Consider the following 20,544-nt stretch of genomic DNA (forward strand, 5'->3'; position numbering starts at 1 on the left):
AACAACAAAAAACATCAATGATAGATTTAAGAAGTGATACAGTAACAAAACCTTCCAAAGGAATGCTAGAGGCTATGTTTCAAGCAGAAGTAGGGGATGACGTTTATAAAGAAGACCCAACGGTAAACGAGTTAGAAAGGCGAGTTGCAGCACTATTTGGGATGGATGATGCCTTGTTTTTCCCAACCGGAAGTATGGCCAATCAAGCGGCAATTAAAATGCATACGCAACCCGGGGAGCAGTTGATATGTGATAAATATGCGCATGTCTATAATTATGAAGGAGGTGGTGTTTCTTTCAATAGTGGTGTTTCTTGTAAATTATTAGATGGATCAAGAGGTATGGTAACGGCTGCTCAAGTTGAGGCAGCGATCAATCCGCCAGATTTTTACCACAGTCCACTGACTTCTTTAGTATGTTTGGAGAACACCACTAATAAAGGCGGTGGTGCTTGTTACGACTTTCAAACCTTTCAAGAAATCAAAGCCGTTTGTCTAAAGCACGGTCTGGGATTGCATCTGGATGGAGCGCGTTTATGGAATGCGCTAGTGGCCACTGGACAAAACCCTAAAGAATATGGAGAAATCTTTGATACCATTTCCGTCTGTTTTTCTAAAGGAATGGGAACACCACTAGGTACTGTACTTACTGGTAAAAAAGAGATCATGAAAAAGGCCATGCGAGTGCGTAAGGTGCTGGGTGGGGGTATGCGACAAATAGGCTTTATGGCCGCTGCAGCAAATTATGCGCTGGAACATAATTTTGATCGATTGGCAGAAGATCACCTAAGGGCTCAAGAACTAGGTGACCTACTTGCCTCGCTTGATTATGTAGTAAAAGTAGAACCGGTAGAGACCAATATCGTCATCTTTGAAGTGAAAGACGAGAAGGCCGTAATGGATTACTGTGCTTCAATAAACCTGATCATTAGCAATATGGGACAAGGCAAATTGAGATTGGTCACTCATTTGGATTATACGCAAGAAAATCATTTGTTGGTTCTTCAGTTTTTTAGAGATTTTAAAAGCTGGTAGTTGTCAAATGTGTTCTTTTTAACAGCCCAATGTTTAAGTATTAAGAGGTAAAGTTAGGATGGTATTAAAGGGAAGGCCTTAAAAAGGCGCTCTGAGGGTTGTAAAAGGGAATTGATTTAATCACAGGATAAGTAATCATTGAGCGGTTTTTAGAATAGGAATTGGGCATCTAATTTGGTGACTTTATAATTCTAACCTGCGTTCTTCTACATGACTTTTTAAATCCTTAAAAAAGAGTCTAAAATGTACTTCTAGTTCCTGATAGTATTTAAGTAACTCAATAGGAGCAAAGTTCATGTTACTTTTCCCTTTGGTACGATGATTCATTTGTTCAAAAATCCTTGAAATACCTTCTACGGTTGCATAATTATACAGCCAATTTTGCTCTATCATATAGGGCAAGAAATTTTGAATTCGTTTTGGTAATATCGCATGCTGCTCTTGTAGGTCTTTATAAAATCCTTGTACGTAATCTGACAAAGGCATTTCATGAAAGTCAAGCCAGTTAGCAGCAAGGAAGTGATCGTAGTACATATCTACGATAACACCGCTCCAATGTCCGTATGTCCCCCTAATTAAGTCTTTACTTTTTCTAACCACAGGATGTGTATCGGTAAATGTATCAATGTGCCGGTGGAGTATAATTCCTTGTGCCACACGTATAGGAAACCTACTGAAGTCTTTTCCTTTAACAGCATCTGCTATAAAATTACCGATTCTCAATTCTTTGTCTTCTTTTGAAAGGTAAATGTGAGCGAGATAATTCATAAGAGCTTGGAGTAATAATTTTTAGAAAGACTACTTTTGCTTCAAATGTAAACCAATAATTAATGACTCTTATAAAATCTATTTCAGGAATACGTGGAACCATAGGCGGGACACCAGGTGATAATCTAACTCCTTTAGACGCGGTTAAGTTTGCCAGTGCCTATGCCATTTGGATCAAAGAAAACTCTGGAAAAGAGGCTCCTAAAGTAGTTATAGGAAGGGATGCACGATTAAGCGGTTCTATGATTCAATCTTTGGTACAAAACACCTTAATAGGTATGGGGTGTCATATTATAGATTTAGGGCTGAGTACTACTCCTACCGTAGAACTTGCAGTTCCCAATGAACAAGCCGATGGTGGAATCATTCTTACCGCTAGTCATAACCCTAAGCAATGGAACGCTCTGAAATTATTGAATAATAAAGGAGAATTTTTAGATGGAGCAGAAGGACAGAAGATTTTAAACAGTGCTGATCAAGAGGATTTCCATTACGCTGAGGTGGATGATTTAGGAACAGTTCAAATTATAGAAGATTATATGGACCAGCACATTCAAATGGTACTGGATCTGGAAGTTATTCAAATAGAGGCTATAAAAGCGGCTGGTTTTAAAGTGGTTATAGATGGTGTTAACAGCACTGGAGGTATAGCTATTCCTGCTTTATGTAAAGCATTAGGAGTAGAAGTAGTAGAGTTGTACTGCGATCCTACAGGGCATTTCCCACACAATCCAGAGCCACTTAAAGAGCACTTAGGAGATTTATGCGAGGCAGTTAAAAAACACCAAGCGCATTTTGGAATTACTGTAGACCCAGATGTAGATCGACTGGCATTTGTAGATGAAACAGGAGAAATGTTTGGAGAGGAATATACCTTAGTCGCTTGTGCAGATTATATTTTAGGTCATAAGAAAGGAGCTACTGTTTCAAACCTTTCCTCTTCAAGAGCTTTACGCGATGTGACCGAAAAGCACGGAGGTACTTATTTTGCCGCCGCAGTAGGAGAGGTGAACGTGGTGCAAAAAATGAAAGAAAAAAACGCAGTGATAGGCGGAGAAGGAAACGGAGGTATTATATATCCTGAATCCCACTACGGTAGAGACGCATTAGTAGGTGTGGCCATGTTTCTTTCTTTACTTACTGAAAAGAAAATGAAAGTAAGCGAGTTGAGAGCCAGTTACCCTGCTTACTTTATGAGCAAGAAAAAAGTTCAATTGGTGAAAGGCATGCCAGTAGACGCCATTCTTGAGGATATTCATGCAAAATACCTATCTGAAGAAGTTACCAGTATTGATGGTATTAAAATTGATTTTGCTGACCATTGGGTACACATGAGAAAATCCAATACAGAGCCTATTATACGTATCTATACCGAGGCTTCGACACAACAACTAGCAGATGCACTAGCTGATCGATTTATTGCTGAACTCGAGGAGATAGCTCAACGGCATGCTTAGTATTTTCTAAAGTAGACTTCCACCGTTTATGAGACCATAAATAATATTCTGGCTGTTTGATGATTTGTTCTTCAAGCAGTTGAAAGAAGGTGTCGGTTATCTGCCAGTCCTTTGTTTCTGCACCATTTGTTGTAATATTGACAAATTCTGTTTCGTAATAGCCTCGTTTTACTTTAGTGACCCTAAGAAACACTACTGCTGTTTGGTGTTCTCTTGCAATGCGTTCGCCGCCTTTAAACACAGCACTGGGTACGTTAAAAAAGTTAGTGAAATACTGAGCACGTCCCGCCATAGGAGATTGATCTGCTACTAGTGCAAATAAAGCTGCTTCTTTTTCTGCAGATTCTTTCATTGCGGCGGTGGCTTCTTTCATTGCGACCAATTCACTATTGAATTTTTTTCTAATGTTGACGATTAAAGTATTCCACCTTTTATTTTTCAAAGGCTTATAGATAGCATAGACCTTGTAGTCTAAAACCTCATCGAGGACCATGGTCCATTCATAACTTGCTTGATGACCGAACATGACGATAAGGGGGCGTTTCGCTTTCGCGAAAGCGTTTACTGTTTCAGGGTTCTTGCAAAGAAATCTTTTTTTCATCGACATTTTGCTCATTCCCATGGACTTAATCATCTCAATAAAAATGTCGCAAAAGTGTTGGGTGCTTTTTTTAGCTAATCGTGTAATTTCCTTTTCGTCTTTGTTGGGGAAAGCAATTCTTAAATTGTTTTTAATGATCTCTTTACGATAACCGATGATGTAATAAGTAATAAAATAAAAGAAATCACTTAACACATAAACAATTGGAAAAGGCAATCGCGAAATGATCCAAAGAATAGGATATATAAGATAAAAACCAACTGCCTGCATGTACTAATTTTAAGCAAATATACTATCTTGTCAGTTATAAATTCATTCATGTACCAACTAGATATTGTCACTATTGTTATTATAGTGGCCAACCTGATTATAAGCTTTAAAGGGTTTCAAGATTATGCGTTTAAAAGTAAATACCTTTTTAATATAGCCGGAATTCAACGCGGCGAACAATGGCGTTTTTTCACCAGTGGTTTTCTTCATGCAGATCAGCGACATTTGTTCTTTAATATGTTGACACTGTTCTTTTTTTCTCATGTAGTGGTAAGTAAGCTGGGAGACCTAAGTTATCTTATTATTTACTTGGTCAGCTTATTAGCAGCTAACTTTTTAAGCTACCTGTTTCATAAGGACGAGTACCAGTATAGTGCACTAGGAGCAAGTGGCGCTGTTTCCGGAATTATTTATAGTGCTATTTTATTAGATCCTTCCATGAGGATCTATTTTGGTATTCCGGGATTTGTATTTGGAATAGGTTATTTGATCTATTCTTTTTATGGAATGAAGAGACTTAATGACAACATAGGCCATGACGCCCATTTTGGTGGAGCGGTGGCTGGAATTTTGGTAACTTTAATCTATAATTTTGATCTGATTTATACCAATACCCTGACCGTAGCGGCTTTAACAGCCACAATAGTAGTGTTGTTTGTATTGATGAAGTTTTTAAAAAAATGATTTTACTAAGATTCCCTTAGTAATTCTTCAAGTTTGCGGTGCAACTCTTGTCCACGCAAATTAGTTGCTATAATGATACCGTTTTCATCTAATAAAAAGGTAGCTGGAATAGCATTGACGTTATACAGCTTTGCAAGTGGTCCAAAATACTGCAATCTAGAAACATGATTCCAATCCATTTTGTCTTTGATGATGGCATCTTTCCATGCTTTTTCACCTCCTTTGCGATCTAGTGAAACACTGAGGATATTAAAACCTTTATCATGGTATTTGTTGTATGCGCTCACCACATTAGGATTTTCTCTACGACAAGGACCGCACCAAGAAGCCCAAAAATCTATCAGCGTCACTTTTCCTAAGACTTCACTAAGTCGTATGATTTCACCTTCTGGACTAGCTCCCTCAAAATCAGGTGCTTTTGCACCTACAACGACCGATTCTGCCTTTTGGAGGTAGGTATCTATTCTTTTTGCCATTACCGACTCTTTTACTTGAGGATCAAAATTAGTGTAGATGCTCCTAGATTTTTTTTCATCTAACATTTTGCTACTTAATAGCTCTCCAAGTATCATAGGAGCCATAACGCTAGAATTATGACTGGTTACCATTTGTGTTGCATAATCCCTGAATTCATTTTCAGCAGCAGTCCATTGGTTCGTTATGGTCGTGGCTAGAGCTTGATCACCACTTCTGATAGCTGCAGCTCGTTCATCTCGATATTTCCTTGAGTTAGTGGCATAGGTAGATTGACGTTTTTTAAATAGTTTTAAATCTTCGTTGGACTTACTTCCCACAACTTCACTATCAAAAAGAGAATCCTTTTTAAGCCTAACTGCCACATGATCATTTTGAATCAATAATAAAAAATTACCTTGGCTACCATCTAAAGTGATCAATCTTATTTCTTCAGTATTCAATTCTTCTTTTTTATCAAAATAGAACTTTTCTTCCATCACAATACTGGTATCCACCACTATAGTGCGTCCATTCTCATCTATATCATTAAGATAAACACGCATTCCATTTAAGACTCCAGGAGCATCACCATTAATAAAGTGTGTTTCCTTATTTTTTTCATTACATTGATTTACAGCTAGAAAACTTAAAAAAACAATCAGATATTTCATCGTTAAAATTTTGAGCTAAAATACTTGACATTTACGTTAATCTGGTTAAAGAAAGCAAAAAATATATAGGTAATTTCAATGCGTTAAGTAGAACAAGTATCTTTGAAGCATGAATAAAAAAGGTTCTATTTATTTGATCGCTTTAGGCAGTATCATTGTTTTGGTAGGGGTAGTTATGTTTCTAACAGAAGTGGTGGGCGCAAAAGGAATGATTCTTATTGGTTTTTTTACTGAGCTATCTGGTGTATATTTTTACTGGCAAAACAAGAAAACTAAGTAGGTACAGCAATTCTATTTCGGTGTTAATGCTACTCTTAAGGTTTTATAATCCGTGCATCCAACTTATAAAAATTTAGATTTCAATTCTGGCGTAGGAATCATACAATTTTCTTTTTTACCAAACCAATTGTAGCGGTTTCTCGCTATCAAATCATAGACAGCATTTGATATAAAGCTAGGAATAATGATCAACGAGTAGAGTAGAGGCCATAGTCCAGTCAAGTGTTTTGAGATGCGCAATGCAGCTCTCGCTTTCGCGAAAGCGGAATTCCCACTTACCAATACGATAGAATCTATTTTAGAAGCATCAATTTGATGTTTAGAGAGCAACTCCTTACCCACACCACTTTCCAACGGAGCAAATTTAAATCGGTTGTTTTTATCGCGCTTTATGATGAACAGAATGGCTGCATTGCACAAGTTGCACACGCCATCAAATAACACTATGTCTTGATGTTCTTTCATTTATAGGGTGGTATATGCCATTAGTTAAATTGCGTAAAAGCTGGTTTGTAAGCTTCTCAACTTGAACGCATAACCACTTTTCAAAAATATAACAACTCTTAGAGGTAAAAAAACATATTAGTGTACAACGTGTTTTAGAACAGACTCCATCGAGCACTGAACTTTATGCACATCAGAACAGCGGTTGTTAGGCTATTTACTGACTTTTTCTAATTGTTCTATTGGGGCAATAGTGGTGAAAAAGCCATAGTTTATGGTCGCTTTGCCCTTTTTAATACTATCTATAGTCCCCACCGATTTGGAATCGGCCAGTCGTACTTTGTCATTTATTTTAAGAGCTACCTGAGGTTTCTTTTCTTCTTCCTTAACCAGAGCAACTTTAGCTTTTATTTTTTCAGTTCTAATTTTCTGAACTTTTTGAATTACTTCTTGTTCTACTTGTTGTTGCTTTCCTTTTTGTTGATTTACAACTTTAGGAGTTTCTTTCTTTTGTGCCGGATGTCGTTTTACGTTTTCTGTGATGACCATCTTCATCAGTTCATCAAGCAACAACTTTTTCTTTTTATTGTTTTCAAAGTTGGCCGCTAGGCTATCAAACTTCTTACCCAACTGAATAAATCGCTGGTAACCGTCATAGAGCTCTTGAAAATCTTGTAATTTTTGATGTACCCGTTCTTGGGTGTCTTCCAGCTTAGTTGCTCGTTGGGTGGCTTTGACTTCTTTGTCGCGCAGGCTGTCGTTGTTCCGTCTCAAATTAGAGCGCTCTTTCTGTAAAGCAGCAATAGACTTGTCAAAACGTATTTTGCCTCGTTCTACTTTTTTCTTTGCTTTATTGATCAAAGAATAGGGGATACCGTTTTTTTGAGCTACTTCAAAGGTAAAAGAACTGCCTGCTTCTCCCAGCTGCAATTGATAAATAGGTTCTAGCGATTGAGAATCAAACAACATGTTGGCATTAGTCATTTCAGGAAGCTCGTTAGCCAGCATCTTTAGATTGGTATAGTGCGTAGTAATGATGCCGTAAGATTTACGGTCGTCGAGTTCTTCCAGCATGCTTTCTGCAAGCGCTCCCCCTAATTCTGGGTCAGACCCTGTACCAAATTCATCAATTAAAAACAAGGTCTTATCATTAGCTGTTTTTAAAAAGCCACGCATGTTTTTCAATCGGTAACTATACGTACTTAAATGATTATCAATACTTTGATTATCTCCAATATCAGTCAAGATATAATCAAAAACACAAATTCGGCTCTTTTCATGAACTGGAATCAGCATTCCTGTTTGTATCATGAGTTGCAGCAACCCTATAGTTTTTAAAGTGATGGATTTACCACCTGCGTTAGGTCCAGAAATAACAATAATCCTGTTTTCTGGGGCCAGTCGTATGGTTTGTGGATAAGTTTTTTCTCCTCGTTCCTTGTTGGCTACCCATAATAACGGATGGTAGGCATCTACCAATTCCAATTCTTGATGTGCTACCATCATAGGTAAACAACCATTGATTTTACGAGCATATTTTGCTTTTGCAGCAATCACATCTGTTCGAGCGAGATATTCCCGGTATTCTTTAAATTCTGGAATAAACGAACGTAGAAATTCGGTTAATTCTTTAAGAATTCGCTGGATTTCTTCCAGCTCTTCTATTTCTAATTCAGATAGCTTTCGCGAAAGCGTTAACACGCGCTCTGGTTCAATGTAGGAGATGCTCCCTGTTCTAGAACTCCCCATTATTTTACCTTTAACCTTGCGGCGGTACATGGCTTTAACAGCAAGAACTCGGCGGTTTTCCACAACACTTTCTCTAATGTCGTCCAGGTAATCCAACTGTCCGTAATGACTCAACGCTTGACCAAAACTACCATTGAGCTGGCCTCTAACCGAATTCATCTCACGTCTGAGATTTCTCAAATGTGGAGAAGCATCATCTTTGATTTCTCCAAATCGGTCCATTACCAAATCTACTTGAGCAGGAATGATTTCGTTAAAAGCAATAGGCTGTACTCGCTTGAATAATTGAGGGAAATATTCTTGTAATTTTTTAAAAAACTTGATGTGTTCATTAACGGTACGTGGCAGTACTGCTAGTTTTCTAATACTATCTTTTTCCAACGTGCTGTTTTCAATTCCCAGCAACTGAAGTTCTTTCTCTATAACATCAAATCCGTGATTGGGAATTCTATGCTCGCTAGAAAACGAGCACAAGTATTCATTGGTATAAGCTAATTCTCGGTCTATTAAAAACCTTGTGGTAAGTGGTTCTAAAGCGTTGACAGCAGCTTTTCCATCCTCTGTAACACAATAAGTGCTGGCTTGTGCTAGTACTACGTCGAATTCTAAATCCTGAATCGTTTTTGTTGAAATATTCTTCATATGAGTGTTACAAAAATAAGTTAGGTAGAAGTGGATACTAGTGCATTTTACAATAAATTAAGGAAAGAATATAAAAAAGGCGGAAGACTGATGTGATAATTTGTTGATGTGGTAAGTTGATGCTTTTGAATCAAAAACATAAGACTGATGTTGTACAAAATTTAATACTGATTAAAAAGGTTCTTGAGGCGCTTGATACATGGAATAAAAGACAAAGGAAAATAGTTTTGTGGAGAAGTTGGGTTACAAAACAGGAGGATAACAAGAGATGGCACTATTCAACGTATAAAGCCTGTGATACAGGAACAATAAAGCAAAAGAGATACCTGCTTTATCCCAGCCTACTCATGATGATAAGGTTCGTTTTTTAATATGGTAAATGCTCGATACACCTGTTCTACCGCAAATAAACGTACCATTTGATGAGAGAAAGTCATGTCGCTTAGCGATAGTTTAGAATTGGACCTGAAATATACCTCTGGAGAAAACCCATACGGACCGCCTATGACAAAAACCAAGCGCTTTAAACCAGAAACACTTCTTTTATTGATCAACTCTGCAAACTGTAGACTGCTGTATTTCTTACCTTTCTCGTCGAGTAAGCTTACAAAGTCACTCTTTTCCAATTTATTGAGAATTAGTTTGCCTTCTTCATTCTTTTGCTGTTCTTCACTGAGGTTCTTTGTTCTCTTCAGATCAGGAATGATTTCTAACTCAAAATTAATGTAGTGATGTAAGCGATCTACATACACTTGGGTGAGTTGTTCTATACGAGAATCGTCTGTTTTACCAACGGCTAGAAGTGTGATTTTCATGTCGCAAAGTTATGGTATTTACCATTTCCATCCTTAGAAAATGCTAACTCTTACAGGTATTGGAAAAGTTTCAAGATAACGGATGCTATTATAAATGCAAAGGAGTGTGGCAATTACAGGAGTGATAAAAGTCTCTTTAATTTCATATAAAGCAAGCCTCAACTTCACTTCATAATAGAGGAAATCCGTATTTTTGAAAAGAAAATAGGTATCATGGATTACAACTCTAAAGAGGCTCAGGAAGAAATCACACGTATTATTAAAAATGCGTTGCGAGAAGACGTAGGTGACGGGGATCATAGTAGTTTGTCTTGTATACCTGATACGGCCATTGGTAAAGCGCGATTACTTGTTAAGGACGATGGTATTTTAGCAGGTGTCGCTTTCGCGAAAGCGGTATTTCATGAAGTAGATCCAAGCTTACAGATGGATGTAATAATAGAAGATGGAAGTCCTGTAAAATTTGGGGATGAAGCATTCTATGTTACAGGTTCTTCACAATCTATATTAAAAGCAGAGCGTCTGGCGCTCAATGCTATGCAGCGCATGAGTGCTATTGCTACCAAAACAAGAAAATTTGTTGATGTTTTAGAAGGTACTAAAACCAAAATTTTAGATACACGTAAAACCACTCCTGGAATGCGTATGTTAGAAAAATGGGCGGTAGTTATAGGTGGTGGTGTGAACCATCGATTTGGTTTATACGATATGATCATGCTTAAAGACAATCATATTGATTTTGCTGGTGGTGTTTCTAAAGCCATTCAAAAAACAAAACAATATTTAAAAGAGACCAATCGCAACCTTAAAATAATTGTGGAAGCTCGAGATTTGGAGGAAATCAAAGAAATCTTAACCAATGATGGTATTCACCGCATTTTGATTGATAATTTTAATTACGAAAATACTAGAAAAGCGGTGGCATTAATAAATGGTCAATGCCTTACAGAAAGCAGTGGTGGAATCACCCTAGATACTGCAAGAAAATATGCCGAATGTGGTGTGGATTTTATCTCTAGTGGAGCGCTTACCCATAGTGTTTATAATTTAGATTTAAGTCTTAAAGCTGTTGATGAGTAGGTTTAAAAAAATAGTTGATCGCATACCCATCATCTCTTGGTTTGTTGCTCTCATTGATAAATGGAAGTTACCAGGTTTTGAGGGAATGACCTTTTGGGATTTATGGGAGACTTACACTATAGGAATTGTTCAAGGGGCTTTTTCGGCAAGAGCTAGTTCTATATCTTATAGTTTTTTTATGGCGATCTTTCCATTTATTCTATTCATTCTTAATTTAATACCTTTTATTCAAATTGATAATTTTCAAGAAGAAGTATTGCTTTTTGTAAATGATTTATTACCGGCACAAGCCGCGGGAGCATTCGATAATATATTTTCAGAAATTGCTTTACAGGAAAATACAGGGCTTTTAACCATAGCTTTTTTAACTTCATTATTTTTAATGGCTAATGGAGTCAATGCTATTTTCAATGGTTTTGAACGCAGTTACCATTCCGAATTGAATAGGGGTTTTTTTAGACAATATGTTGTTGCTTTAGCAGTTTCTGTTATGTTGGTTATTTTTCTTTTTCTAGGGGTAGTATTAGCAGGGGTGGTTGAATATTGGATAGCAGCGCTTAGAGCACGAGATTTTATGACTCAAGATTCCATGGAAATCTGGTTGAAGCTTATCAGATACATCACTTTAATAATGATGCTCTTCATATTTGTTTGTACCTTGTATTATACGGGTACTAAAGAAGGAAGGACGACGAGGTTTTTATCAATAGGGGCTTTGTTAACTACAGGGTTGATTATTTTATTCTCCTATCTTTATGGGATTTATATTGATAACTTTTCTTCCTATAACGAGATTTATGGTTCCATTGGCGCGTTACTTATTTTAATGGTCTATATATGGCTTAATGCTAACCTGTTACTGCTGGGGTTTGAATTAAATGCATCTCTTCGGGCCTTAAAGGCACGGAATTTGGAAACAGTGTAGTATATTTAAAAACTAAAAATTTAAAAAAATGAAAAAATTACTTTTAGCGGCTATAGCACTTTTAGGTACTTATACTGCAACTGGTCAAAAAACAATTGAAGGGGTAACTGTAGAAAAGAATATTACTGTTGCCGGACAAGAACTAGATTTGAATGGAGCTGGTTTAAGAGAGAAACTCTGGTATAATCTGTACGTTGGAGCTCTTTATGTAAATACCAAGTCTAGAGATGGTAATGCGCTTGTTAAAGCAGACAAAGCTATGGCCATCACTTTAGACATTACTGATGAAGTAGTCACTCAAGAAAAAATGAAGACTTCTGTAGAAGATGGCTTTGGTGATAGTTGTACTTCTAAGGAGCGCAAGGCTATACAATCTGAAATCAATGAATTTATAGGTTTCTTTAGCCAACCTATTGTGAAAGGGGATCATTTTGAAATCGCTTACATTCCTGGAAAAGGTACCTTAGTATCTAAAAATGCTAAGTATATAGGTACGATAAAGGGGCTTCAATTTAAAAAAGGATTGTTTGGGATATGGTTAGGAAATGATCCTGTGGATGAAGATCTTAAAGAGGGAATGCTCAACGGATAATTCTTTTATGTACTACCCTATAAAGCCCATGTATCTTTCATGGGCTTCCTATTTTTGGAACCTAATGAATTAGGTAATTACCTTAGTGATACTGTTTTTTGCTTTTGCGAAAGCAAATTGTCAAGTAGCCATCGCTACATGAAAAACTGTTAGTGATGAAATAGAAATTCTAAAACCTCATGTAGAAAGCTATACAAGAGAGGAGAAAATTTATGGCAAAGTACCTTAGTGGATTATTAAACAATCTCAATCTTATCAATATTGTTTTCGGCTCCTAAATGTAGAGAAGGTGTTGAAGTTCCCCCTGATAAATATGTATTTTTACTCACTATTAAAATTAGGATGACGTATACAACCGAAGAGAAGAAACATATCATTAGTGAGTTGATCCTAATGGCATTCGTCGATAATCGTTTGCAAAAGGAAGAAATAGCCTTTGTCACATCTGTTGGGAAACGAATGGAATTGAGTGATGAAGAGATCAACTATTTGTTGACACATCCGGAAGAGTTATCCATATCTACTCCTAAGGATTACAACAAGCGCATTATACATTTTCATAGAATGATGTTGATGATGCACATAGACGGTCATGTAGATGAACAAGAATTACAGCTCTTACACGAAGTAGCCTTGCAGTACGGCTTTAGAAAGACTACAGTTGACACATTACTTCAAAGCATGATAAAATACCCGCATGGAGAAATACCAGTGTCAGAATTGATGCAAATACACACGCGAAACAGTAATTAATTGGGGGCTATTATTTCCATCAACTAAGAGAAATAAGATTCATTGCATGACTCAACTAGTCCTTTAAGGGTTTTGTTTTAGGAGCGCAACTGACGCAAGCCTTCATATGTGACGACGGCAACAGCATTAGCTAAATTGATACTGCGTAGGTGCTCGCTGTATTGAGGTATTTTGTATAAATCATTTTTAAATCGTTCTGTGATAGTGCTAGGAAGGCCTTTAGACTCTTTTCCGAAAACCAACATAACGTCTTTTTGATAAGGAATTTCTGTGTAGTCTTTAGTACCATAGCTGCTCAAAAACACCATTTTTCTATTCTTGTTCTTCTCAAAAAAATCCTCGGTATCTTCATAAATAGTAAGTTCGATATGCTGCCAATAATCTAAACCGGCTCTTTTTAAACGCTTATCAGTTAATTCAAATCCGAATGGTTTTACTAAGTGTAACTGGGACGCGGTGGCCAGACTCAACCGACCTATGTTTCCTGTATTGGTATGAATTTCTGGTTCGATAAGAACAATATGCAACGACATGTATTTTTTTAAAAGACAAATATAGGAGGAAAGAGGCTCTTATAATCCCCGCTTTCGCGAAAGCGGAACAATTATCCAAAAAAATAGTAGTCACCGAGCTGCTTTAACTCCTCATTAACCTCAATAACCTGTATTGATGAGTACTTTTATAAAAAAATAGTCCTGACAACAGGTACCAACAACTTAAAAATAAAATAATGCAACAGATAAAAGCTTACGGCGCTATTAATAAAGATGCAGATTTAAAAGAAATGACAATCACACGTCGCGATCTAAATGACAATGATGTTTCTATTGATATACTCTATTGTGGTGTGTGTCACAGTGATATACATGCGAAAAATAACGATTGGGGGAATGCAAAATACCCTATTGTTCCAGGACATGAGATTGTAGGGAGAGTGTTAGAAGTTGGAAATAAGGTTGCTACTTATAAAAAAGGAGATCTTGTAGGAGTGGGCTGTATGGTAGACTCCTGTCAAACCTGCAGCGCTTGTCAAGACGATTTAGAGCAATTTTGCGAAAACGGAATGACTGGAACATATAATGGAAAAGATCGTATAGGTGGAGCCGAAAGCGATCATACTTTTGGAGGTTATTCTACCAGCATTACGGTAAGAGAAGAATTTGTTTTAACCATACCTGAAAACTTGGACCTAAAGGCTGCTGCTCCTCTATTATGTGCTGGAATTACTACGTTCTCTCCTTTAAACCATTGGAAGGTTAAAAAAGGTGATAAAGTTGGAGTCGTAGGTTTGGGAGGATTAGGACATATGGGTATTAAGTTTGCTGCTGCAATGGGTGCAGAAACTATAATGATTACTACTTCTCCGAGTAAAGCTGGTGATGCAAAAAGACTTGGAGCAAGTGGTGTGCTTATTTCAAATAACGCACAGGAAATGAAAGAGCATCACGCTTCTTTTGATTTTATCTTGAATACGGTTCCGGTAAAGCACGATATCAATCCGTATTTAAATTTATTAAAACGCGATGCTACTATGTGTATGGTAGGAGCTATTGAGCCTTTAGAGCCTATGCACGGTGGTAGCTTGATTCTTGGAAGAAAAAGAGTGGCAGGTTCCTTAATAGGCGGAATTAAAGAAACACAACAAATGCTTGATTTTTGTGGGGATAACAACATTGTTTGTGACGTAGAAATGATCTCAATAGAGGAGATCAATCAGGCGTATAAAAGAGTGCAAGAAAACGATGTCAACTACCGTTTTGTAATAGATATGAAGTCATTAAAAAACTAACAATTCTTTTTTCTGTGTTATAAAGGCTGTTTATAAAACGGCCTTTTTTTTAGGTTTTGGAGACTACTGTTTTATTTTAACTCAGGATATAGTAGTTTTACAACTTAACAACACCCTTATTTATGCATTCTTTTACGGTACAACAAATCAACGACATTCTTCAAGGAGAATTGATCGGAAATACAACACAACGCATTACAGGAGTAGAAGAAATAAGAAACGCCTCTCTTGGCGATTTAACATTTATAGGCAATAATAAGTATGCTAAATTTTGGTTTGACTCCAAGGCGTCAGTAGCAATCATTAATGATAATATCGTTTTAGATCCGGGCAGTAATCGGGCTTTTGTAAAAGTAAAAAACGCAGATCTTGCTATGGCTAAGCTTTTAGAAGCTTTTCAACCTCCCACTCCTATTTTTGATCAGGCCATCCACCCAACGGCGGTTATTCATGAAACAGCTCGTATAGGTGAAGGTGTTCAGATTGGAGCACATTGTTACATCGGTAAAAATGTCGTTTTAGGTAATGGAGTTACGTTATACCACAATGTTAGCGTGTTTGATGATACTACTATAGGAGCTAATACTATTGCTTGGTCTGGAACAGTTATAAGAGAACGCTCTCAAATAGGCGCACAGTGTATTTTTCATAATAATGTAAGTATTGGCGCAGACGGTTTCGGATATCGACCAGCTGATGATGGTCGAGGTCTGGTTAAAATACCACATATAGGAAATGTGGTCATAGGTAATGGTGTTGAAATAGGAGCCAACTCCTGCGTAGATCGTGCTAAATTTAATTCTACCATAATAGGAGATGGTTGTAAAATAGATAACTTGGTGCAGATCGCACACAATTGTATTATGGGAAGGTCTTGTATTATGGCAGGTCATAGTGGTCTGGCGGGGTCTGTAACCTTAGGAGATGGAGTAATTATAGGAGGTAGTGCCAGTATAAAGGATCACACCACTATTGGTTCTGGAGCAACAGTAGGCGCAGGAAGTGGTGTTATAAATGATGTAAAGGCAGGTCAGACGGTATTGGGCTATCCTGCGACCGACTCAAGAGATATGCTCAAGCAATGGGTGGCTTTACGTAGATTAGCTAAATAGTGCGCTAACAGTTGTTTATTCTATCGCATGCGTAATTAATAGTAGTGTTACAAGTTCCACCAAAATCATCCTCAGTTTATAGATTAATTGTGCCGTCATTTAAAATGCGCGTATGAATTTAGAGCGCTTATCAGTAATTTGTAGGACATTTCCTACTTACAATTTTATGATGCTTTTGATGCGCCGCATTACCACCCTTTTTATAGAGGCAAGACTAAACTGATTAGGTACCCCTCGCCTGAGGATTTATGTTGCCTGCAGGTTTTTATTCAATTAGAGGTCAGAACAGGTATAGGTTTTTACAAATTTTTCTTTGCTTATCACTTTCGTGCCAATCGATAGTGGTGTTTTTTTGTAACTTAAATCATTAATCATTGTTTTAGCCCTTTAAAAAAAATGATAATTGCTCTTCGTATTTTAACATTTCTTCCTTTATAAATAATGTATTTTTGCGCCGCCTTAAAAAGAGGAGCACATGAAGCGTATCAATCAGTACAAAAAGATGTTTAACGTAGATAAAGACATCGATCTTAAAGAGTTAAAGAAAACGTATCGCAATTTAGTAAAAGAGTGGCATCCAGATAAATTCCAAGATGGGGATGAAAAGAGGGATGAAGCCGAGGTAATGAGCCGTGAAATTATAGATGGTTACCACTTTCTAGTAAGTATTGCTCCAGAAACGAAACAAGCAAATATCGCTGAGTATACAGCAACTATTACCAATACAGGAATCCAAGACTTTGATCATAAAGGTCGAGTATTAGAAATAGTTTTTACTGACGGCACAACTTATGAGTATTTTGGAGTGGATGTAAAAATGTATAAGAAATTGATCAACGCAGATAATCGTTATAGATTTGCAAAGCGAAATATCTTTAACAACTTCTTATACCGGAAATCAAAAAAGGATTTGGACTTACAAGAAGCATAGGCATATAGATCCTTTAAGCCTAAATAAGCAATACGTATTATTTAGGTCAAGATAGGGTAAAAGCCTTTTGTAGCGTCAGTCTAAAAAATTGCATCACAATTGGTTGCACTAACTATAAGTATTTCAATAATATATAGATGATTTTAGGTGTATTTTATTTGTACTTGAAATAAAATGATTACTTTTGCTATATGATTGGAGCATATGATCATAAAATTTAGTAGGATTTCTTATTTATTTTTTATCATTTTTCTAGTTATATCGAGTTTTTCTATGGTGAATACTCTTGTAGAGGAGCTTTTCAAACTAAATAAGAAGTATTATTAATTTAAATTATTACAAATGAGTACAGGTACAGTAAAATTTTTCAATGACGCAAAAGGATTTGGATTTATCACAGAAGAAGGATCAGGTCAGGAACATTTTGCACACGTAACAGGTTTAATCGACGAGATCCGTGAAGGTGACAAAGTTGAATTTGAACTTAAAGAAGGAAAAAAAGGTTTAAATGCCGTTAATGTTAGAGTAATCGATTAATTCGATTCTTTAAATTTCTTACAGAGCCCGTCTAAATTAGCCGGGCTTTTTTTATGTCCAGGAATAAGTTTTATTTATAAGAATAGCTCTTTTCAAATTCTTTATTCTACTAGATTTGTACTTATGAATAGAAGTACGTTGCTCATTGTATTAGCCTTTTTTTCCATTTATGTATTTTGGGGCTCCACTTATTTATGGAACAAGATGGCGGTAAGTGAGTTACCTCCATTCTTGCTTGCTAGTATTCGCTTTACTTCTGCAGGTACCTTAATATTTATTATAGCTAAGACTTTTGGTTTTAGTTTGCGCATCACTAAAAAGCAGCTTGGTAATTCTGTTTTAGCAGGTTTTTTATTTCTTGCCTACGGCAATGGTGTTTTTGTTTGGGCTTTAAAATATGTAGATACTAGTTTTGCAGCTTTATTAGCCGCTTTACAACCATTGTTTATACTGGTATTAATGAGAACGGTACAACGTAAATCTTTGCAGCCTAAGTCTGTAATAGGGGTGTTGTTAGGATTATCAGGTATGTGTATTCTGGTCAGTCAAAATGAAATTACTACGAAAGAAGGCGCTTTAACTGGCATTATAATGATCCTTACTTGTATTCTAAGTTGGAGCATAGCAAGTTTATTTGTGGCAAAGGCTGACCTACCTCAAAATTTCTTTGTTTCTACGGGCTATCAAATGTTAGCCGCCGGCATTATTCTTGGTTTTGCAAGTTTTGCCTTTAACGAAGTCTGGGCATCTCCTTTAAATTGGAGTTCTTCAGCGTATATATCACTGACCTGTTTGATTTTGTTTGGCAGTATAGCAGCGTTCACGTCTTTCAATTTTCTATTAAAGAATATGTCCACAGAAAAAGTGGCGACTTCTTCCTACGTAAACCCGGTAATTGCCATGCTTTTGGGTTGGTATTTTTTGGAAGAGAGAATAACTACTCAATCCATTATTGCTGCAGCGGTTATGTTAACGGGGGTCTATTTTATTAATAGTCGACAACGCGATAAAAATGAAATCAAGCCATTTCCCAAAAGTAGATAGCCTTAATTTAATGATCTTTAATCGACCTCGCACATCTTTTAAAAACAAATTAATACAGGTCCGAAGTCTTGTAGGGTGTCTATTGTTAATTTCGCTTTCGCGAAAGCGAAAGCAGACCTATTCTCCTTAGAAAAGAAATACAAATACGCCTACACTAATTAAAAAAATCCTGTGTAAATCATGCTTTTACCGTTAAATTTGTGTCTTTAAAAACTAACTATGAGTGAGCTTAATAAGATGGATTTTGAAAAGTCATCTTCAGAAGAACTAGAGGCCTGTATCCGGACACTTAACAAATTCATAGAAGACCCCAAACAAATTTTTGAGCTATCTGAAGGGCAGCGCGTTGCTTTAATAAAGGCTGCTGGAAAAATTTCAAGACCAACACGGGAAGAATATAAACGTTCCAAGAAGGATGCACAAAAAGCAGCTATAAGAAAGCAAAAAGAACGTGATAAACACGCTCGTAAGGAAACAGGAATAAGAAGTGCCCGAGAGGATTCCATTTTTAGAGCTCCCAAATTACTCGCCGCAGCTGACCTGTCGCAAAAGGATTTAGGCGACCTTTCTTCAGCTCGTAATTGTTATGTATGTAAAACTCTGTTTACAAAGCTGCATCACTTTTACGATCAAATGTGTGCAGATTGTGGTGATTTTAATTACGCCAAACGTTTTCAAACTGCCAATGTTAACAATCAAGTAGCGGTGATTACTGGCTCACGTTTAAAAATAGGATATCACATTACTCTGATGTTATTAAGAGGTGGTGCTACTGTGATTGCAACGACGCGTTTTCCTCATGACAGCGCCTTGCGCTTCTCTCAAGAGGAGGATTTTAAAGATTGGGGACACCGATTACACATTCATGGTTTGGATTTAAGACATATTCCCAGTGTGGAAATATTTTGTAACTATATAGAACAAAAGTATGAACGCCTTGACATTTTGATCAATAATGCGGCTCAAACCGTTAGAAGGCCTTCAGGATTTTACGCTCATTTGATGCCTAATGAAGAATTGAGCTTTGAAAAGCTACCAGCTTTTGCACAAGAAACATTAACAGATCATTACACCTGCCTTCAAGAACTCCAACAATTAACGCCAGGTGCTTCATCTAGCAAAAATATGCCAGTTACTTGGCATGGTCCAGAGCCAGGAATAGGGTTGCGCGCTAGTGCAAAGCTTTCTCAAATCCCTTATAGCTTTGATAAGGCATTGGTAACACAAGAAGTTTTTCCCGAAGGAAAACTCGATGCCGATTTACAGCAAGTAGATCTTAGGATGACAAACAGTTGGCGATTAACATTAGGTGAGATTGAAACCACAGAAATGATAGAGGTACAGTTGGTGAACGCTGTAGCTCCCTTTGTATTGTGTAATCGGCTATCTGAAATTATGAAAAAAGAGGTTACCGGACAGAAACACATTATTAATGTAAGCGCTATGGAAGGAAAGTTCCATACCTTCCATAAAGAAGACCGCCATCCACATACCAATATGGCAAAAGCAGCCTTAAATATGTTAACACATACCGCAGCAGGAACGCTCGCTAAACATGGAATTTACATGAATGCGGTAGATACGGGTTGGGTTACTGATGAAGATCCAGCGCAACTTTCTAAACAAAAACAAGAAGTACACGATTTTCAGCCTCCTTTAGATATTGTAGATGGTGCGGCTAGAGTAATGGATCCTTTATTTGATGGCATCAACACGGGTAAGCATTGGTGTGGTAAATTTTTAAAAGATTATAGGCCTATTAGCTGGTAATGAGTATTTACCTGTCTAAATATAGTATTAAGATTAAATAAAGCGTACACCTTTAATTCGTTCTCATATCCCAAATAAGATTCTGATACAGATAGCTTGCTTTTTATGTATTCTTTTCTTTCACGGCATTTGCTAGCAGTC

At 36.9% G+C, this 20,544-nt stretch carries 21 protein-coding genes; 14 read left to right on the forward strand and 7 right to left on the reverse strand.

Going from position 1 to position 20,544, the window contains the following annotated elements:
- Positions 1-17 precede the first annotated feature (17 nt).
- Positions 18-1,034: a low specificity L-threonine aldolase gene (locus KG732_RS09840; protein WP_213523064.1), complete on the forward strand. Its 1,017-nt coding sequence runs from the start codon at positions 18-20 to the stop codon at positions 1,032-1,034.
- 183 nt (positions 1,035-1,217) lie between these two features.
- Here the strand turns inward: KG732_RS09840 and KG732_RS09845 are convergent, their stop codons facing one another.
- Positions 1,218-1,802, reverse strand: coding sequence for an ACP phosphodiesterase (locus KG732_RS09845; RefSeq protein ID WP_213523066.1), 585 nt, complete (start codon positions 1,800-1,802; stop codon positions 1,218-1,220).
- A 62-nt stretch (positions 1,803-1,864) separates the two neighbouring features.
- On the opposite strand from KG732_RS09845, the gene glmM reads away from it, so the two are divergent.
- A complete protein-coding gene (glmM, locus tag KG732_RS09850) occupies positions 1,865-3,259 on the forward strand; it encodes a phosphoglucosamine mutase (RefSeq protein ID WP_213523068.1) in 1,395 nt (464 codons plus the stop codon).
- Here the strand turns inward: glmM and KG732_RS09855 are convergent.
- Positions 3,219-4,130: a lysophospholipid acyltransferase family protein gene (locus KG732_RS09855; RefSeq protein WP_213523070.1), complete on the reverse strand. Its 912-nt coding sequence runs from the start codon at positions 4,128-4,130 to the stop codon at positions 3,219-3,221. The genes glmM and KG732_RS09855 overlap by 41 nt on opposite strands.
- A gap of 48 nt (positions 4,131-4,178) precedes the next feature.
- On the opposite strand from KG732_RS09855, the gene KG732_RS09860 reads away from it, so the two are divergent.
- A complete protein-coding gene (locus KG732_RS09860; RefSeq protein ID WP_213523072.1) occupies positions 4,179-4,814 on the forward strand; it encodes a rhomboid family intramembrane serine protease in 636 nt (211 codons plus the stop codon).
- Between the two features lie 5 nt (positions 4,815-4,819).
- Here KG732_RS09860 and KG732_RS09865 read toward each other — a convergent pair whose 3' ends face one another.
- The gene (locus KG732_RS09865; protein ID WP_213523074.1) at positions 4,820-5,941 is read right to left on the reverse strand and encodes a TlpA disulfide reductase family protein; all 1,122 of its coding nucleotides are present in this window, start codon (positions 5,939-5,941) and stop codon (positions 4,820-4,822) included.
- Positions 5,942-6,050: 109 nt separating this feature from the next.
- Here KG732_RS09865 and KG732_RS09870 point away from each other — a divergent pair, with 109 nt between their 5' ends.
- Positions 6,051-6,221 carry a hypothetical protein gene (locus KG732_RS09870; RefSeq protein ID WP_213523076.1) on the forward strand — a complete coding sequence of 57 codons (171 nt, stop codon included), beginning with the start codon at positions 6,051-6,053 and terminating at the stop codon, positions 6,219-6,221.
- 62 nt (positions 6,222-6,283) lie between these two features.
- Here KG732_RS09870 and KG732_RS09875 read toward each other — a convergent pair whose 3' ends face one another.
- The 3 genes from KG732_RS09875 to rlmH form a co-directional block, all read right to left on the reverse strand.
- Positions 6,284-6,685 (reverse strand): thiol-disulfide oxidoreductase DCC family protein, encoded by a 402-nt coding sequence (locus KG732_RS09875; RefSeq protein ID WP_213523078.1) that lies wholly within the window; start codon positions 6,683-6,685, stop codon positions 6,284-6,286.
- Positions 6,686-6,877: 192 nt separating this feature from the next.
- A complete protein-coding gene (locus KG732_RS09880; RefSeq protein WP_213523080.1) occupies positions 6,878-9,055 on the reverse strand; it encodes a DNA mismatch repair protein MutS in 2,178 nt (725 codons plus the stop codon).
- A gap of 341 nt (positions 9,056-9,396) precedes the next feature.
- Positions 9,397-9,870: a 23S rRNA (pseudouridine(1915)-N(3))-methyltransferase RlmH gene (gene rlmH / locus KG732_RS09885; protein ID WP_213523081.1), complete on the reverse strand. Its 474-nt coding sequence runs from the start codon at positions 9,868-9,870 to the stop codon at positions 9,397-9,399.
- A gap of 213 nt (positions 9,871-10,083) precedes the next feature.
- Here rlmH and nadC point away from each other — a divergent pair, with 213 nt between their 5' ends.
- From nadC to KG732_RS09905, 4 genes are all read left to right on the forward strand, one after another.
- On the forward strand, positions 10,084-10,950 hold the full coding sequence (gene nadC, locus KG732_RS09890; RefSeq protein WP_213523083.1) for a carboxylating nicotinate-nucleotide diphosphorylase: 867 nt from the start codon (positions 10,084-10,086) through the stop codon (positions 10,948-10,950).
- Positions 10,943-11,875, forward strand: a complete 933-nt coding sequence (locus tag KG732_RS09895; protein ID WP_213523085.1) for a YihY/virulence factor BrkB family protein — start codon at positions 10,943-10,945, stop codon at positions 11,873-11,875. Before nadC ends, KG732_RS09895 begins: the two co-directional genes overlap by 8 nt.
- A 28-nt stretch (positions 11,876-11,903) precedes the next feature.
- Positions 11,904-12,467: a chalcone isomerase family protein gene (locus KG732_RS09900; protein WP_213523087.1), complete on the forward strand. Its 564-nt coding sequence runs from the start codon at positions 11,904-11,906 to the stop codon at positions 12,465-12,467.
- Between the two features lie 342 nt (positions 12,468-12,809).
- Entirely contained in the window at positions 12,810-13,220 is a 411-nt protein-coding gene (locus KG732_RS09905) for a TerB family tellurite resistance protein (RefSeq protein ID WP_213523088.1), read from the forward strand.
- Positions 13,221-13,297: 77 nt separating this feature from the next.
- On the opposite strand, the gene KG732_RS09910 is transcribed toward KG732_RS09905, so the two are convergent.
- Complete coding sequence (locus KG732_RS09910) at positions 13,298-13,753, reverse strand: tRNA (cytidine(34)-2'-O)-methyltransferase (RefSeq protein WP_213523090.1); 456 nt, start codon at positions 13,751-13,753, stop codon at positions 13,298-13,300.
- A gap of 197 nt (positions 13,754-13,950) precedes the next feature.
- On the opposite strand from KG732_RS09910, the gene KG732_RS09915 reads away from it, so the two are divergent.
- The 6 genes from KG732_RS09915 to KG732_RS09940 all read left to right on the forward strand — a co-directional run bounded on the left by KG732_RS09915 (position 13,951) and on the right by KG732_RS09940 (position 20,403).
- Entirely contained in the window at positions 13,951-15,009 is a 1,059-nt protein-coding gene (locus tag KG732_RS09915; RefSeq protein ID WP_213523092.1) for an NAD(P)-dependent alcohol dehydrogenase, read from the forward strand.
- Between the two features lie 122 nt (positions 15,010-15,131).
- Complete coding sequence (gene lpxD, locus KG732_RS09920) at positions 15,132-16,121, forward strand: UDP-3-O-(3-hydroxymyristoyl)glucosamine N-acyltransferase (RefSeq protein ID WP_213523094.1); 990 nt, start codon at positions 15,132-15,134, stop codon at positions 16,119-16,121.
- A 475-nt stretch (positions 16,122-16,596) separates the two neighbouring features.
- Positions 16,597-17,052: a KTSC domain-containing protein gene (locus KG732_RS09925; RefSeq protein WP_213523096.1), complete on the forward strand. Its 456-nt coding sequence runs from the start codon at positions 16,597-16,599 to the stop codon at positions 17,050-17,052.
- A 342-nt stretch (positions 17,053-17,394) separates the two neighbouring features.
- Entirely contained in the window at positions 17,395-17,589 is a 195-nt protein-coding gene (locus KG732_RS09930) for a cold-shock protein (protein WP_015363839.1), read from the forward strand.
- A gap of 123 nt (positions 17,590-17,712) precedes the next feature.
- On the forward strand, positions 17,713-18,633 hold the full coding sequence (locus KG732_RS09935; RefSeq protein WP_213523098.1) for an EamA family transporter: 921 nt from the start codon (positions 17,713-17,715) through the stop codon (positions 18,631-18,633).
- A gap of 219 nt (positions 18,634-18,852) precedes the next feature.
- Entirely contained in the window at positions 18,853-20,403 is a 1,551-nt protein-coding gene (locus KG732_RS09940) for an SDR family oxidoreductase (RefSeq protein ID WP_213523100.1), read from the forward strand.
- The last annotated feature ends 141 nt before the right edge of the window (positions 20,404-20,544 follow it).

It is taken from the genome of Nonlabens sp. (assembly GCF_018401815.1).
Classification (GTDB): Bacteria; Bacteroidota; Bacteroidia; order Flavobacteriales; family Flavobacteriaceae; genus Nonlabens.